General features: G+C 57.9%; 17 protein-coding genes. 12 read left to right on the plus strand and 5 right to left on the minus strand.

Going from position 1 to position 15,356, the window contains the following annotated elements:
• Positions 1–29: 29 nt before the first annotated feature.
• Positions 30–1,670: a chaperonin GroEL gene (gene groL / locus DHN60_RS02985; protein ID WP_108835737.1), complete on the plus strand. Its 1,641-nt coding sequence runs from the start codon at positions 30–32 to the stop codon at positions 1,668–1,670.
• Between the two features lie 168 nt (positions 1,671–1,838).
• Here the strand turns inward: groL and DHN60_RS02990 are convergent, their stop codons facing one another.
• Positions 1,839–2,387 (minus strand): hypothetical protein, encoded by a 549-nt coding sequence (locus DHN60_RS02990; protein ID WP_159089094.1) that lies wholly within the window; start codon positions 2,385–2,387, stop codon positions 1,839–1,841.
• A 77-nt stretch (positions 2,388–2,464) separates the two neighbouring features.
• Here DHN60_RS02990 and DHN60_RS02995 point away from each other — a divergent pair, with 77 nt between their 5' ends.
• The gene (locus DHN60_RS02995) at positions 2,465–3,040 is read left to right on the plus strand and encodes a Crp/Fnr family transcriptional regulator (protein WP_108835739.1); all 576 of its coding nucleotides are present in this window, start codon (positions 2,465–2,467) and stop codon (positions 3,038–3,040) included.
• Between the two features lie 197 nt (positions 3,041–3,237).
• A complete protein-coding gene (locus DHN60_RS03000) occupies positions 3,238–4,086 on the plus strand; it encodes a DMT family transporter (protein WP_108835740.1) in 849 nt (282 codons plus the stop codon).
• Here the strand turns inward: DHN60_RS03000 and DHN60_RS03005 are convergent.
• On the minus strand, positions 4,052–4,504 hold the full coding sequence (locus tag DHN60_RS03005) for an NUDIX hydrolase (protein WP_108835741.1): 453 nt from the start codon (positions 4,502–4,504) through the stop codon (positions 4,052–4,054). The genes DHN60_RS03000 and DHN60_RS03005 overlap by 35 nt on opposite strands.
• Before the next feature lie 72 nt (positions 4,505–4,576).
• On the opposite strand from DHN60_RS03005, the gene DHN60_RS03010 reads away from it, so the two are divergent.
• Together DHN60_RS03010 and DHN60_RS03015 are read left to right on the plus strand one after the other, a co-directional pair.
• Complete coding sequence (locus DHN60_RS03010; protein WP_108835742.1) at positions 4,577–5,359, plus strand: alpha/beta fold hydrolase; 783 nt, start codon at positions 4,577–4,579, stop codon at positions 5,357–5,359.
• Entirely contained in the window at positions 5,346–6,491 is a 1,146-nt protein-coding gene (locus tag DHN60_RS03015; protein ID WP_108835743.1) for an alpha-D-ribose 1-methylphosphonate 5-triphosphate diphosphatase, read from the plus strand. The genes DHN60_RS03010 and DHN60_RS03015 overlap by 14 nt, the downstream gene beginning before the upstream one ends.
• Before the next feature lie 9 nt (positions 6,492–6,500).
• On the opposite strand, the gene DHN60_RS03020 is transcribed toward DHN60_RS03015, so the two are convergent.
• From DHN60_RS03020 to DHN60_RS03030, 3 genes are all read right to left on the minus strand, one after another.
• On the minus strand, positions 6,501–7,568 hold the full coding sequence (locus DHN60_RS03020) for a 5-(carboxyamino)imidazole ribonucleotide synthase (RefSeq protein ID WP_108835744.1): 1,068 nt from the start codon (positions 7,566–7,568) through the stop codon (positions 6,501–6,503).
• Positions 7,561–8,049: a 5-(carboxyamino)imidazole ribonucleotide mutase gene (gene purE, locus DHN60_RS03025; protein WP_108835932.1), complete on the minus strand. Its 489-nt coding sequence runs from the start codon at positions 8,047–8,049 to the stop codon at positions 7,561–7,563. The genes DHN60_RS03020 and purE overlap by 8 nt, the downstream gene beginning before the upstream one ends.
• Before the next feature lie 85 nt (positions 8,050–8,134).
• Positions 8,135–8,359: a YdcH family protein gene (locus DHN60_RS03030; protein ID WP_108835745.1), complete on the minus strand. Its 225-nt coding sequence runs from the start codon at positions 8,357–8,359 to the stop codon at positions 8,135–8,137.
• Positions 8,360–8,519: 160 nt separating this feature from the next.
• On the opposite strand from DHN60_RS03030, the gene DHN60_RS03035 reads away from it, so the two are divergent.
• The 7 genes from DHN60_RS03035 (at position 8,520) to DHN60_RS03065 (ending at position 15,347) form a co-directional block, all read left to right on the plus strand.
• Entirely contained in the window at positions 8,520–8,930 is a 411-nt protein-coding gene (locus tag DHN60_RS03035) for an Hsp20 family protein (protein WP_108835746.1), read from the plus strand.
• 3 nt (positions 8,931–8,933) lie between these two features.
• Positions 8,934–9,158, plus strand: a complete 225-nt coding sequence (locus DHN60_RS03040; RefSeq protein WP_108835747.1) for a DUF1150 family protein — start codon at positions 8,934–8,936, stop codon at positions 9,156–9,158.
• An 83-nt stretch (positions 9,159–9,241) separates the two neighbouring features.
• Positions 9,242–10,114, plus strand: a complete 873-nt coding sequence (locus DHN60_RS03045; RefSeq protein WP_199913618.1) for a PhzF family phenazine biosynthesis protein — start codon at positions 9,242–9,244, stop codon at positions 10,112–10,114.
• Between the two features lie 209 nt (positions 10,115–10,323).
• Positions 10,324–11,448 (plus strand): MHYT domain-containing protein, encoded by a 1,125-nt coding sequence (locus DHN60_RS03050; protein ID WP_108835749.1) that lies wholly within the window; start codon positions 10,324–10,326, stop codon positions 11,446–11,448.
• A gap of 115 nt (positions 11,449–11,563) precedes the next feature.
• A complete protein-coding gene (locus DHN60_RS03055) occupies positions 11,564–12,418 on the plus strand; it encodes a xanthine dehydrogenase family protein subunit M (RefSeq protein ID WP_108835750.1) in 855 nt (284 codons plus the stop codon).
• 11 nt (positions 12,419–12,429) lie between these two features.
• Positions 12,430–12,924 carry a (2Fe-2S)-binding protein gene (locus DHN60_RS03060; RefSeq protein WP_108835751.1) on the plus strand — a complete coding sequence of 165 codons (495 nt, stop codon included), beginning with the start codon at positions 12,430–12,432 and terminating at the stop codon, positions 12,922–12,924.
• Positions 12,921–15,347 (plus strand): aerobic carbon-monoxide dehydrogenase large subunit, encoded by a 2,427-nt coding sequence (locus DHN60_RS03065; RefSeq protein WP_108835752.1) that lies wholly within the window; start codon positions 12,921–12,923, stop codon positions 15,345–15,347. The genes DHN60_RS03060 and DHN60_RS03065 overlap by 4 nt, the downstream gene beginning before the upstream one ends.
• Positions 15,348–15,356: the final 9 nt, after the last annotated feature.

The following is a 15,356-nucleotide window of genomic DNA, read 5'->3' on the forward strand; positions in this document are numbered from 1 at the left end:
CCAATCCACATTCTCAAAGGAGAAAATACATGGCTAAGGACGTCAAATTCGACACAGATGCCCGCAATCGTATGCTGACGGGCGTCAACACGCTCGCCAACGCAGTCAAAGTCACGCTGGGCCCCAAAGGCCGTAACGTTGTGCTCGACAAATCCTTTGGCGCACCGCGCATCACCAAAGACGGTGTATCTGTTGCCAAGGAAATCGAACTGGAAGACAAGTTCGAGAACATGGGCGCGCAAATGGTCAAAGAAGTGGCCAGCCGCACAAATGACGAAGCAGGCGACGGCACAACAACCGCCACTGTTCTGGCACAAGCCATCGTCAAAGAAGGCATGAAATCGGTTGCCGCTGGCATGAACCCGATGGACCTCAAGCGCGGCATCGATCTGGCGACAACCAAAGTGGTTGAAGCGATCAAAGCTGCGTCGCGCCCCGTATCCGACAGCGACGAAGTTGCTCAAGTTGGTACAATTTCTGCAAACGGCGAAGCCGAAATCGGTCAGCAAATCGCAGACGCGATGCAGAAAGTCGGCAACGAGGGTGTGATCACCGTCGAAGAAAACAAAGGCCTCGAGACAGAGACCGATGTTGTCGAAGGTATGCAATTCGACCGCGGCTACCTGAGCCCCTACTTTGTCACAAACGCTGACAAAATGACGGCTGAGCTGGAAGACTGCATGATCCTGTTGCACGAGAAGAAGCTTTCTTCGCTGCAGCCTATGGTTCCCCTGCTCGAGCAAGTGATCCAGAGCCAAAAACCTCTGATGATCATCGCCGAAGACGTCGAAGGCGAAGCACTGGCCACTCTGGTCGTGAACAAACTGCGTGGCGGTCTGAAAATCGCTGCTGTCAAAGCGCCTGGCTTTGGTGATCGTCGCAAGGCGATGCTTCAGGATATCGCGATCCTCACAGGCGGTCAGGTGATCTCCGAAGACCTCGGCATGAAGCTGGAGTCGGTGACCATGGACATGCTGGGCACAGCCAAGCGCGTTCAGATCACAAAAGACGAGACAACAGTGATCGACGGTGCCGGTGAAAAAGCCGAGATCGAAGCACGTGTCACTCAGATCCGTGGCCAGATCGAAGAAACGACATCCGACTACGACCGTGAAAAACTGCAAGAGCGTGTGGCCAAACTGGCTGGCGGTGTTGCTGTGATCCGCGTTGGTGGTATGTCCGAAGTCGAAGTCAAAGAGCGCAAAGACCGCGTTGACGATGCCCTGAACGCGACCCGTGCGGCCGTGCAAGAAGGCGTTGTTGTTGGTGGCGGTGTTGCCCTGATCCAGGCCGGCAAATCGCTGGACGGTGTCAAAGGTGCGAACTCTGACCAGGACGTCGGCATCACGATCGTACGCAAGGCCATCGAAGCGCCTCTGCGTCAGATCGCTGAGAACTCCGGTGTGGACGGATCCGTTGTTGCGGGCAAAATCCGCGAGAGCGACGATGTCACATTCGGCTTTAACGCACAGACCGAAGAATATGGTGACATGTTCAAGTTCGGCGTTATCGACCCGGCCAAAGTTGTCCGCACAGCGTTGCAAGACGCCGCATCTGTTGCTGGTCTGCTGATCACAACCGAAGCGATGGTTGCCGACAAGCCAGCCAAAGAAGGCGCAGCCCCAGCCGGCGGCATGCCTGACATGGGCGGCATGGGCGGCATGATGTAAGACTGTTTGCCCTCGGCAAACTTACATCACTGAGTAAAGCAAAGGCCCCCGCGTGGGGCCTTTGTCACGAGAGCCAAAGGCACTTTGCTTTAACACTCGGGCTGCAACACAACGGCGCTATACGTTGAACGAGTGTCCGCACTGCAGGACAAAGCCGCCGTTGCCCGATTAAAGATGAATGTTCGCTTTTGGCGGCCATGCCCAATTAAATCCCACCAATAGGACCATTAGCACAGCCAAGGTTGTCGAAACGGATTTAAGAATTGTGGCTGAGCTGGCGGCATATACCAATGGAACAAAAACGTCTGGCCAGCTCCAGATCATGGTCATGATACCAAGGTTCTCGACATAGTCGAACAGGGCGCTACCAACCGAAAGGGCGATGCCAAGGCGGACAAGTCTACTGTTTGGCATGCGCTGCCCAAGCCAGCAGATCGTGGCAAGCATAGTCAACGCAAGCATCGCGGGATAAAGTGTGTCCAAAACGAGCTGGCGACTGAGATAATAGTCGCGCCCGCCCACTCCCAGAGACTCGAGAAGTGCTGCTGCCTGTGTGGGGCCATAGCCTGCCGGGCGCATGTCGAAGGGGACGTGCCCGGAAACCGATTCGATATGGGCGAGCGTGACGCTCATCATCAGCCAATAGATTGAAGCTGCTATCAATCCTGAACCGACTGCAATTCGTCCAATGTGCTTTGGCAGAATTCTATTCGTCATTTGTAAACTCCCTGACCTGTGCCACACATGCCCGCAGACGGTTTGACCCGCATTATCATTTGATAAGGCACGCGAAGATGGATTTACGGACTTTTCTGATGCGGTCACCTGACTTTTCAGACATGGCTTTGGCGGATGATTTCGCATCAGATTGGACACGTCATCGCCTCAAAAAAGGGGCGCACCTAACCCGCCAAGAACAATCCGAAACAGATGAATTCGCGCTTTTGGAAGGGTGCTTGGCGGGCAGCATTTGTGACCAAGACGGCAAAGAAGTTTGCGTCGGGTTTTATGTGGGTCCCTGTGTTGTTACGCCAAATATCGCGCGAACGCGCAACGGTTTGTCGCTTGTGTCCATTGTGGCAACGACCGATTCCGTGCTGGCGCGGATTGACAGCGATGTGCTCTCAAATCGGATGATTTCGTCTGAACCCGTCCGAAATTGGGCCAACGGGGTTCTGCGAGAGGCGTTGAGCATGAAGGCGGATCGAGAGTGGTGCCTCGCCGCACTTGGCGGGGCCGAGCGGCTCACTTGGTTTCGCCAAGCATTTCCGGGCTATGAAGACATCTTTCCTCATACGTTGATTGCATCATTTTTGGGAGTGACACCTGTCACAATGAGCCGCTTACGCGCCAACCATAAAACTAGGTAGTATGCGGCCACTCCTGCTGCGCACGACAACAGTCACATTTGGCTCAAATCCGCCCTTTGTCGAACTCGGGTGCCCCGCTCACCTGTCCAAGACCGCGCAAATAAAACCTCAAAACTCCGGATCTATCTAAAGCTCATACTTCGAGCTCTGCGCATCTGTGACTGGACGACACAAACCAATCCGCGTACGCCGCTGCCATGCGCCTCGCCGTTCTGACCACACTCACCATGATCGCCTTTGCCGCCAATTCGGTGCTGAACCGTTTGGCCGTAGACAGCGGCGCCATTGACCCATCAAGTTTCGCCATGATCCGTGTCACTGCGGGTGCGATTGCGTTGTGCATGATCCTGACCGTTCGGGGCGGCAGCCTGCCTGTCTTTGCCCGTGGTCGCCTTGTCGGTGCGGCAAGCCTTGCCGCCTATATGATCGGGTTTTCATTGGCCTATGTGAGCCTTGATGCAGGTCTTGGGGCGCTCATCCTGTTCGGCACAGTGCAGGTGGTGATGTTTGGCTGGTCAGCCTTTCGCGGAGCGGCCCCGACCCGTAGACAGTTGACTGGTGCGGGCATTGCCTTTGTCGGGCTTGCTTTCGCTCTGTGGCCCACAGATGGCGCGGCTGGTGATGTGATGAGTGCGGCGCTGATGGTTATCGCAGGCATCGGCTGGGCCATTTATACACTTGCTGGCAAGAACAGCACCGACCCGTTGGCCACGACGGCAGCGAATTTCGTGGTCGCCATCCCTTTGTTGTTGGTCCTGCTTGTGGGTGCTGGCCTGCACGCGGCCCCGTCTGGTATCGCGCTGGCGATTGCATCCGGGGCTGTGACGTCGGGCTTGGGCTATGCGCTGTGGTATACGGTGCTGCCGCAATTACGCGGGCAAACCGCGCCTGTCATCCAGTTGAGTGTGCCGATCATTGCCATCGCGTCGGGGGCCCTGCTGTTGGGCGAGTCGGTTACTGTCTCTGTCATTGCGGCTGCCATCCTTGTGTTGGGCGGCATTGCACTGACCGTCACCGCACCAGCGGTTCCAGCGGATCATAAGTGATCCCACCCGCACCAAACGCCACATCTGCGAGGCTGTCGGGTTTGTGCGGCGTTGCGGCCAGTTCCGTCCGTGTCAGCCAGCGCCGTTCAGTCACGATGTCCTCTACGTCACGCCAAGTGTCAGGCAAGGTTGAGCCAAGCGCCAAAGTGCAACGAAAATACACATCCACCTGATGGAACGTGCCTGCAGGGTCATGGAACTCATTCACAAGGCAGGGTGCGCCCACCTCGACTGTCAGCCCGGTTTCCTCAAACACCTCCCGGATAAGGTTGTCGGGCAGGCTGCTGCCCACCTCAACCCCACCACCGGGCGCGCACATCAGTGGGCTTTGCCCATCCGGCCAAGCATTGACCATCAAAAGACGATCGTCTTCGACAATGACGGCCCGTACGGCGAGTCGCGGTGATTTTGGGCGCATGGGAGATAAACTTTCAGAAGCGTCGCAGCGTCCCCATTCCATAGGCGGCAAGATGGGACTATCTCAAGCGTTATGAGACGCGCCCTACCCTTTTTCGCCCTTTTGGTTGTCCTTGCCCTGCCCCGCGTGGCTGTGGCGGACTGTGTTGTTTTGCTGCATGGGCTTGCCCGTTCGGAAACCTCCCTTGTGGTCATGGAGGGGGCGCTCAAGGCCGACGGCTATGACGTTGTGCGCCCTGGCTACCCCTCGACCTCCGAGAGCGTTGAAAGGCTGGCCGGTGCGGTGATCCCCTTTGGGGTAGAGGCATGCGGAGATCAGACCGTGCATTTCGTCACACACTCGATGGGCGGGATTCTTGTGCGCTACTGGTTTGCCAATCACCCTCGCCCAGAGCAGTTGGGCCGCGTCGTGATGCTGGCCCCGCCCAACCAGGGCAGCGAAGTTGTCGACAAACTGGGAGATATCGAAGCGTTTGGTTGGCTCAACGGGCCTGCGGGCGCGCAATTGGGCACGGGACCAGACAGTCTGCCGCGCAGCTTGCCCGCTGTCGATTATCCGGTCGGAGTCGTTGCTGGCGATCAGTCGCTGAACCCCTACTTTTCCTCACTTTTACCAGGTCCGGACGACGGCAAAGTGTCGGTTATGTCAACCTTGGTGGCCGGCATGTCCGATCACATCGTGTTGCCGGTCACGCATACATTTATGATGAACAACCCCAATGTGATCACTCAGGTTCTCACTTTTCTGCGTACAGAAACCTTTGATCGCGATGCGAAATGGGTTGATGAAGTCCTCGATCAGTTGGGATGTCCTGAGGCGTCCTGTCTGGGGGTCTCGACCGATGCTGACGATTGATCTGGTCGGAGCAGAGGTGTTGCGCCCGGACGGGTTGCGCATTGCCCCTTTATCGCTTGCGGACGGAGTGATTGCAGATGCGCCCGTCGGGCGCGCAGTAGATCTTACAGGGTATCGCGTGCTGCCCGGTATCGTCGATGTTCACGGCGACGGGTTTGAACGCCATGTTGCCCCCCGCCGCGGCGCGATGAAGCAGATGGCCGAAGGGTTGACGGCCGTAGAGGCGGAACTGGCCGCCAATGGCATCACCACCGGGGTGCTTGCGCAATTTGTCAGCTGGGAAGGTGGCTTACGTGGACTTGAATTCGCCGATCAGGTGTTTTCGACATTGCGCGACGTGCGCACCCAAGTGGTCACAGACCTTCGCGCACAGTTGCGGTTCGAGATTTCGCTAACAGAACTTTACGCAGACTTGCCCGCCCGTATCGCGGACTGGGGCGTTCAGTATGTCGTGTTCAATGACCACCTGCCCCATGATCGTCTTGCAGAGGGACGCAAACCGCCGCGCCTGACGGGTCAGGCGCTCAAGGCTGGGCGCAATCCGGAGGCTCATTTTCAAATGTTGCTGGACTTGCACGCCAACGTCGCGCAGGCGCAGGCGTTGCTTGGGCCCTTATGCACTGAACTGAGAGACGCCGGTGTCCGTTTGGGCAGTCATGATGATGCGACCGCAGATACGCGCGCCTTATGGGCTGGGCGCGGTGCCGATGTGGCCGAGTTTCCTGAAACCCTTGAGGCGGCAGAGGCGGCCAAAGCGGCCCATGCTCATGTGGTTCTGGGTGCGCCCAACCTCGTGCGCGGAGGGTCGCACAAGGGCAATGTGTCAGCCCTTGATCTGGTGACCATGGGCCTGTGTGATGCACTGGCGTCAGACTATCACTATCCCTCTCCGCGCCGTGCCGCGTTGATGTTGGCACGCTCAGGGTTGATGGATTTGGGTCCGGCATGGGCGCTGGTGTCGTCGGGGCCTGCGGCAGTGCTGGGATTAACCGACCGCGGTGTTCTGGCCCCCGGCAAGCGGGCGGATATTGTTGTGTTGGACGCGACTGACAGAGTTGCTGCAACCATTTCGGGCGGTCGGGTGAGTTTCATGGCCGGCGATATTGCAGAGCGGTTTGTCGCGGCGGCCTGACCCTTTGCCCTAGGACGTTATGCGGTTGATGTGCCCCATCTTGCGGCCCTTGCGGGCTTCGGCCTTGCCATAGAGATGCAGCGCAGTGGCCGGATCGCGGGCGAGGTTTGGCACCCGGGCCATGTCGTCACCAATCAGGTTTTCCATCACCACATCAGCGTGCCGTTTGCCATCGCCCAAGGGCCAGCCAACAATGGCGCGGATGTGTTGTTCGAACTGATCCACGCTACAGCCGTTCTGCGTCCAGTGGCCCGAATTGTGCACGCGCGGCGCGATTTCGTTGACGATCAGCCCCTGCGGCGTCACGAACAGTTCGACCCCTATAACGCCCACGTAATCCAGCGCATTCAATATGTTGGCAGCGATCAGAATCGCATCTGTGCGCTGAGACGCACTGAGACGCGCAGGGACGGTCGTGGTGTGCAGAATGCCATCACGGTGCACGTTTTCACCCGGATCAAAGCAGGCCACCGCCCCATCGATCCCGCGTGCGGCGATCACGGACACCTCATGGCTAAACTCAACAAACCCTTCAAGGATAGCTGGTGCATTGCCCATTTCAGCCAAAGCACTGTCGGCTTGTGTCGGGTCCGTGATGCGCACTTGGCCCTTGCCGTCATAGCCAAAGCGGCGGGTTTTGAGAATGGACGGCGCCCCGATCCAGGCCAATGCAACGGTGAGTGCGCCCGTATCGGGCACGTCCGCATAAGGGGCCGTGCGCAGACCGAGATTGCTGAGATAGTCCTTTTCGATCAGCCGGTCCTGGCTGACCCGCAAGGCTTCGCGCCCCGGACGGATTGGAGCGTGATCTTCGAGAGCATCAAGCGTCAGCGTTGGGATGTTTTCGAACTCGTAGGTGATCACATCCACAGTGCTGGCAAAGGCAATAAGCGCGTCGTTGTCCTCATATGCCGCCGTGGTCACTTGATAAGCGACGTCGCCCGCAGGCGGATTGGCACCGGGATCAAAGATGTGGGTGCGAAATCCGTGTCGAGAGGCCGCCACACTCAGCATACGCCCCAACTGCCCACCGCCAAGGATGCCGATGGTTGATCCGGTTGCCAAAGGCTCAGTCATCTTGGGGGGCCTCTGGGATCGAGGCAGACAAGGCCGCGCGCCATGCATCCAATCGCGCCGCGAGGGACGGGTCGTGCAGTGCGAGAATGCCCGCCGCCATCAGACCGGCATTGGCAGCACCCGCGGCCCCGATGGCCATCGTCGCGACCGGAAAACCGCGCGGCATCTGGAGGATGGAGTAAAGCGAATCCACGCCCGACAGCGCCTTGGTCTGAACCGGCACGCCGATCACCGGCACCCGAGTTTTGGAGGCCATCATACCCGGCAAATGCGCCGCCCCCCCTGCCCCTGCAATAATGACCTTAAGGCCCCGATCAACAGCGCCCTTGCCATAGTCCCACAGCCGGTCCGGCGTGCGGTGCGCGGACACAATCGCGGTGTCATACGGCACCTCTAGCTGGTCCAGAATCTGCGCCGCTTCGCGCATGGTGGGCCAGTCGGATTGGCTGCCCATGATGATGCCGACCTCGGTTGCCATAATAGAGCGTCCTCGCTTGGAAAGCGCGGAATATAGGTGTTTTGCGGACAAGCGCAATCCATTCCTCGGGCCGGTTTTGGCGGGCCGTTCAGGCGATGATGTCTGGGGTTAACCGGTCTTCGATATTTGCGATCCGGTCTTTGAGGGCAAGCTTCTTCTTTTTCAGCCGCTGGATGGTCAACTGATCCGATGTGCCCACCTCTTGCAGGGCGTGGATCGCCGCATCCAGATCGCGGTGTTCTGCGCGAAACACCTCAAGCTCGACCTGCAACACGTCGTCAGATTTCATCGACATATTTGACGGTGCGTTCATGAAGGCGATTCCAAACTATTGCTCAAGCTTCAATATAATCACGACATGGTGCTACGCCTACCCCTTGTTCCCCACGCCCATTCTGCCCATATTCATAACAACCGCTGCCGACTTCGGGGCGGGCCACTGACGGTCGCTTGAACTTAAAAGGACGTGTCGCATGACGAAAATGACTCTTGGCTCATACCCGCACATGCTGGGATTTGAGCAACTGGAACGGCTGCTGGAACGCACCGCCAAAGGCAGCGAAGGCTACCCGCCGTTCAACATCGAACAGACTTCGGATTATTCCTACCGCATCACTTTGGCGGTGGCTGGATTTGGGGAAGACGACCTGTCGATTACCGTTGAGGATCGCCAGTTGGTGATCCGAGGCCGCAATTCCGATGACACCGAGGGTCGCATATTTTTGCATCGTGGCATTGCCGCGCGCCAGTTCCAGCGCAGCTTTGTCTTGGCCGATGGGGTCGATGTGGGTGAAGCTGTGATGGAAAACGGGCTGCTGCACGTAGATCTCACACGGTCCAAGCCAGACATGGTCGTGCAAACGATCAGCATTAAGAAAGGATAAGTCATGAACAAGGCAATCGATCTGAATGCGGATGTAGGCCGGATGGTCTATGTCAAACCAATCTCTGTGACCGACCTGCCGCGTGAAGTGCGCGATCAGGCCAACGGTCTGGACGAACTCTTTGCCGTGCATGACGCCGAGGGCCAGCAACTGGCACTGGTGGCAGACCGCAAGCTGGCTTTCGCGCTGGCGGTCCAGAACGACTATGCGCCGCAACCCTTGCACTAAGCGCAGTTTACGACTTGGGCGCGGTGGTCCTGCGCCCATGATCTGACTAAGGTGCCGCAAAACGCGGCGGCACAAGGGACCCTGTGATGACATTCGATGTGGATTGGGTGGATGCCTTTTCTGACCGCCCCTTTGGGGGGAACGGCTGCGCTGTGGTGCATGGTGGCGCTGTGCTGGATCCCGACACCGCGACGGCGTTTGTCCGTGAAACTTCGCTGGTCGAATGCACGTTCACAGGCCCTTCGGAGATTGCGGACATATGCGTTCGATACTTTCTGGCCAGCCGCGAGATCCCATTTGCAGGTCATCCTACAGTCGCAACCGTGGCCGCGATGCGGCATCGCGGGATGATCAAAGATGGGCCGCTGACCCTTGAGACGGGTGCAGGCATCGTCGCGGTCGAAGTGAATGGCGCGCAGGTGTCCATGACCCAGATCGCGCCAAAGTTTGGCGCCCACGTCCCGGCCGAAATCGTCGCCTCCGTCGGTGGCATTGCGCCGAGCGATATTCTGCACCCGCCCCGCTTTGTCTCTACCGGATTGCCGTTTTGCATCACGGTCGTGAAGGATCGCGCGGTGTTGGAGGCAGCGCGCTTTGATATGGAGGCGTTCCGCGGCTTTCTGAACCATCTAGGCGTGGAAGGCACGGACACAATGGAACCCTTCTGGGTCACCCTGTCTGATGTTCCTGACGCTGGTGATACCTATGCCCGCCTGCTGATGGCACCCCCCAGCCCCGCCGAGGACCCATTTACAGGGTCGGCCACAGGCGCAATGGCGGCCTACCTCTGGGCCGAAGGGTTGATCAAGACGCCAAAGCTTTCTGCGCGCCAGGGCCATGGGCTGGGCCGCCCAGGTCAGGCGCAGGTCGAGGTGCTGGGCGCGCGCGATGCCATCACAGGTGTGGTCGTTGCGGGTGCCGCGCATGTGTTGATGAGTGGAGAGTTGCATCTTTGAGGTATGCGCAGCCTCGCAAATGTAACGAACGCTGATCTGTCAGAAACGGAGATTTTTGAGAGGCAGAAGCCGTGTTTGTAACGCGCAGCACGTCGTTCTGGCCGGTAGCATTTCGTCGCCACGAAGAAATTACGTCTTCATCGAACGATTAACGCAAAGAACAGCCCGCATTGTTTGCAATGTGCCTTTTAGTTAGTCATCTTGCGCACATGGACTTTTTGCCCGTCAACCACAGCGGTTTTTTGATCGCCATGTCTTTTGTCGTCGCGCTTGTGGCAGGCTTTACCGGGCTGTCGTTGACGCGTGACCTGTCGGAAAAGCCGGTGTTTCAGAAAAAAGCGTCCATCGCGCTGGCTGCAATCGCACTGGGTGGTGGGATCTGGGCGATGCATTTTGTCGCCATGCTGGGGCTGAAACTGCCCATCCTTTTCTATTATGACGCGGCGATTACGCTCGTGTCCGCATTGTGCGCCATTTTGCTTGTCGGGGCTGCTTTGATCCTTTTGCATTTTGCAGAGCGGACACCGCAGATCATTGCCGCAGCAGGTGCGATCGTTGGCGTGGGCATTCTGACCATGCACTATATCGGCATGGCGGGGTTGGAGCTGTGTCGCGCTGTGTACACGAATTCGGGCGTCGCCCTGTCATCCATTGTCGCGATTGGGCTGTGCATGCTCGCTTTTTGGATCGCCTATGGGCAACGCACCAATCGCAACATTCTGTTGGGAACGGCCTGTTTTGCGGTCGCCGTATGCTCTGTCCATTTTTTGGCAATGGCGGGCACGAATTTTATCGCAGAGCCGAACACCTCTGACTTTGGCCCGTCCATGAGCAACGAGACACTTGCATTGGGTGTGATCTTTTTCAGCTTCGTGATCTTCGGCGCCTGCCTGTGGGTCAGCGTCACATATCTGATCCCGCCCGAGCCCAGTGAAGATGGCCAGAGCACGCCCGACAGCTCCGAAGTCGTGCAAGTTGCCGGCGGATTACAAATCCCATGTGAACGCGACGGCAGAAAGATCTTCATTCGATCTGAAAATGTATCCTTCGTGCGCGCCGACGGCCACTACACCCAAGTCTATACCGACAACGAGCGGCTGTTTTGCGCATGGCCCGTCACCGAAGCCCTCGACCGTCTGCTGCCCATGGGCTTTTTGCAGACCCATCGCAGCTATCTGGTCAATCCTGCCCGCGTCTCGCGGTTCGAACGGACCAAGGACAAGGGGCGCTGCATCTTTGGCGAGGATGATTTGCCGCCCGTACCGGTGAGCCGTTCGAAACTGAAGGTGATTCAAGACGCACTCGCGTCGCAGGTCGGCGCAGTTCGTGCGTAGCAGCGCGCATTTCGTGCAAAAGACCTGTATTTCATTGATTTTCTGATGCCCTCGCATACAGCCGTATGCAGTCTCCGTCCTTAGCAAGACATTCGCTTTTAGGGAGGAGAAGCCGATGATTCCAGCGGCATTTGAGTACTATCGCCCCAAGGACATTGCCGGTGTCCTTTCCATTCTTGAGGAACACGGAGACGACGCGCGCGTCATGGCAGGCGGTCACAGCCTGATCCCCATGATGAAGTTGCGTATGGCAGACGTTCCCCACCTGATCGATTTGCAAGACGTGGGCGGCATGTCCGACATCACAGTTGGCGGCGACAGCATTCGCATCGGTGCGATGGTGACGCAGGCTGACATCATCGATCACGAAGGTCTCACCACCGCCGCCCCCATCCTACGGGAAGCGGCGTTGCAGATCGCTGATCCGCAGGTCCGCTACATGGGCACAGTCGGCGGCAACGTTGCAAACGGCGATCCGGGCAACGACATGCCAGGCCTGATGCAATGCCTTGATGCCGTGTTCACGGTCATTGGCACAGATGGCGAACGCGATATCCCCGCCAGAGACTTTTACGAGGCGGCCTATATGACCGCCCGTGAGGACGAAGAAGTCCTGACAGCTGTGACCATACCGTTGCCCAAAGGTGGCTGGGCCTACGAAAAGCAAAAGCGCAAGATTGGCGACTACGCAACCGCCGCCGCTGCTGTTCAGATCGTCAAAGATGGCGGCACCTGCGCCGCGGCATCCATTGCGATGACAAACCTCAGCGACACGCCGGTTTATTCCGAAGCTGCCAGCAACGCGCTTGTGGGCACCGCTGTAGATGATGCGGCCCTCGGTGCGGCCGTCGCGGCCATGTTGGGCGACATCGACCCGACAGAGGACAATCGCGGCCCCGTCGCATTCAAGAACCACGTGGCGGGCGTCATCTTGCGTCGTGCCATCGCGCGCGCTTGGTCGCGTGCTTAAGGAGGACACCCATGTCAAAGAAAATGCACATCAAGCTTAACGTGAACGGCAAGGATGAAGAGTTCCTCGCCGAACCGCGTGAACTGCTGATCTACACACTGCGCGAGCGGCTTAACATCACCGGACCGCATATCGGGTGTGAAACCTCTCATTGCGGGGCGTGCACCGTCACCATCGATGGCAAATCGGTCAAATCCTGCACCATGTTTGCGGCTCAGGCTGACGGGGCAGAGATCACCACAATCGAAGGCATCGGCAACCCCGATGATCTGCACCCACTGCAAACAGCGTTCAAGGAACATCACGGACTTCAGTGCGGCTATTGCACCCCCGGTATGATCACCCGCGCGACCAAGTTGCTTGAGGAAAACCCGACCCCAACCGAAGAAGAAATTCGCTTTGGCATGGCTGGCAACATCTGCCGCTGCACGGGGTATCAAAACATCATCAAATCCATTCAGGCCGCAGCGGCTGAGATGAATGCAGCCAAGGAGGCCGCAGAATGAAGGACGAGATCACACGCGAAGAACGCGTCGACAACCTCAAAGGAATGGGGTGCTCGCGCAAGCGGGTCGAGGATGCCCGGTTCACGCAAGGCAAAGGCAACTACGTCGACGACATCAAACTGGACGGTATGCTATTCGGCGATTTTGTCCGCTCTCCCTATGCCCACGCGCGTATCAAAAGTATCGATACCGCTGCTGCGCTGGAAGTCCCTGGTGTATTGGCCGTCTTAACGGCTGCTGATCTGGAACCACTGGGATTGCATTGGATGCCGACCCTTGCGGGCGACAAGCAGATGGTGCTGGCAGATGGCAAAGTTCTGTTTCAGGGTCAGGAAGTGGCCTATGTGGTCGCCGAAGACCGCTATGCCGCGGCTGACGGGATCGAAGCCGTCGAGGTCGAATACGACGAACTACCGGTCATCGTGAACCCGTTTGAATCGCTAAAGTCTGATGTGGTTCTGCGTGAAGATCTGGTTGCCGAGGATGGATCCATCCCTGACGGCGCGCATGGTCCGCGCAAGCACCCAAACCACATTTTCACATGGGAAGCAGGTGACAAGGACCCGACCGAAGAGGTGATCGCAAATGCTGAGGTCGTCGCGACCGAAAGCATGTACTATCACCGGACCCACCCCTGCCCGCTTGAAACTTGTGGCTGTGTGGCCTCGATGGACAAGGTCAACGGCAAGCTGACGTTGTGGGGGACCTTTCAGGCGCCACACGCCATCCGAACAGTGGTTTCATTGATCTCTGGAATCGAAGAACACAACATTCGTGTCATCTCGCCCGACATCGGTGGCGGCTTTGGCAACAAGGTTGGTGCATATCCGGGCTACGTCTGCTCGGTCGTGGCCTCCATTGTCACCGGCAAACCGGTCAAGTGGATCGAAGACCGGATGGACAACCTGATGACCACCGCATTTGCGCGGGATTATCATATGACCGGCAAGATCGCAGCCACGCCAGAAGGCAAGATCACCGGGCTGCAATGCCACGTGACAGCTGACCACGGCGGTTTTGATGCCTGTGCTGACCCGACCAAATTCCCAGCGGGTTTCATGAACATCTGCACCGGGTCCTACGACATCCCGACTGCGCACCTTTCCGTCGATGGCGTCTATACCAACAAGGCCCCGGGCGGTGTCAGCTATCGCTGTTCGTTCCGGGTGACCGAGGCGGTTTATTTCATCGAACGCATGATTGAGGTTCTGGCGATCAAGTTGGACATGGACGCCGCAGAATTGCGACGCATCAACTTCATCAAGAAAGAGCAGTTCCCCTATACGGCCGCACTTGGCTGGGAATATGACAGCGGCGATTACCACACTGCGTGGGATAAGGCCCTCAAAACAGTCGATTATGAGGGGTTGCGCGCAGAACAAGCGCAACGGGTTGAGGACTTCAAAGCTGGCAAGACCCGCAAGCTGATGGGGATTGGTCTGTCGTTCTTTACCGAGATCGTCGGCGCCGGACCCGTCAAGAATTGCGATATCCTCGGCCTCGGCATGTTTGACAGCTGTGAGATCCGCATCCACCCCACTGGGTCCGCGATCGCACGGTTGGGTACGATTTCTCAGGGACAGGGCCATGCCACCACTTTTGCCCAAATTCTCGCCTCTGAGATTGGCTTGCCTGCGGACAGTATCACCATTGAAGAAGGCGATACGGACACCGCACCATACGGGCTTGGAACATATGGTTCGCGCTCGACACCGGTCGCCGGTGCCGCGACCGCGATGGCAGGCCGCAAAATTCGGGCCAAGGCCCAAATGATCGCGGCCTATCTGCTCGAAGTTCACGACAATGACGTAGAATTCGATGTGGATCGGTTTGTGGTCAAAGGCGCGCCTGAAAAGTTCAAGACGATGAAGGAAATCGCCTTTGCCGCCTATAATCAGGCCATTCCGGGGATTGAACCGGGTCTGGAAGCGGTCAGCTACTACGACCCACCCAACATGACCTATCCCTTTGGCGCTTATGTCTGTGTGATGGACATCGACGTGGACACAGGTGTGCCAGAAATCCGCCGCTTCTATGCGCTGGATGATTGCGGCACGCGGATCAACCCGATGATCATCGAAGGCCAAGTGCATGGCGGGCTGACTGAGGCGCTCGCCGTCGCGTTGGGCCAGGAGATTGCCTATGACGACATGGGCAATGTGAAAACGGGTACGTTGATGGACTTCTTCCTGCCAACGGCGTGGGAAGTCCCCAACTACGAAACGGACTTTACCGTCACACCCAGCCCGCATCACCCAATTGGGGCCAAAGGTGTCGGTGAAAGCCCTCACGTCGGCGGCGTGCCGTGTTTCTCGAATGCGGTGCAGGATGCGTTCCGCCCGTTTGGCAACACGCACACCAACATGCCTCACGATCACTGGCGGATCTGGAGAACCGCCAATGAACTCGGCCTGCACGGCTGACGCTAATGT

It is taken from the genome of Tateyamaria sp. Alg231-49 (assembly GCF_900143535.1).
GTDB lineage: Bacteria > Pseudomonadota > Alphaproteobacteria > Rhodobacterales > Rhodobacteraceae > Tateyamaria.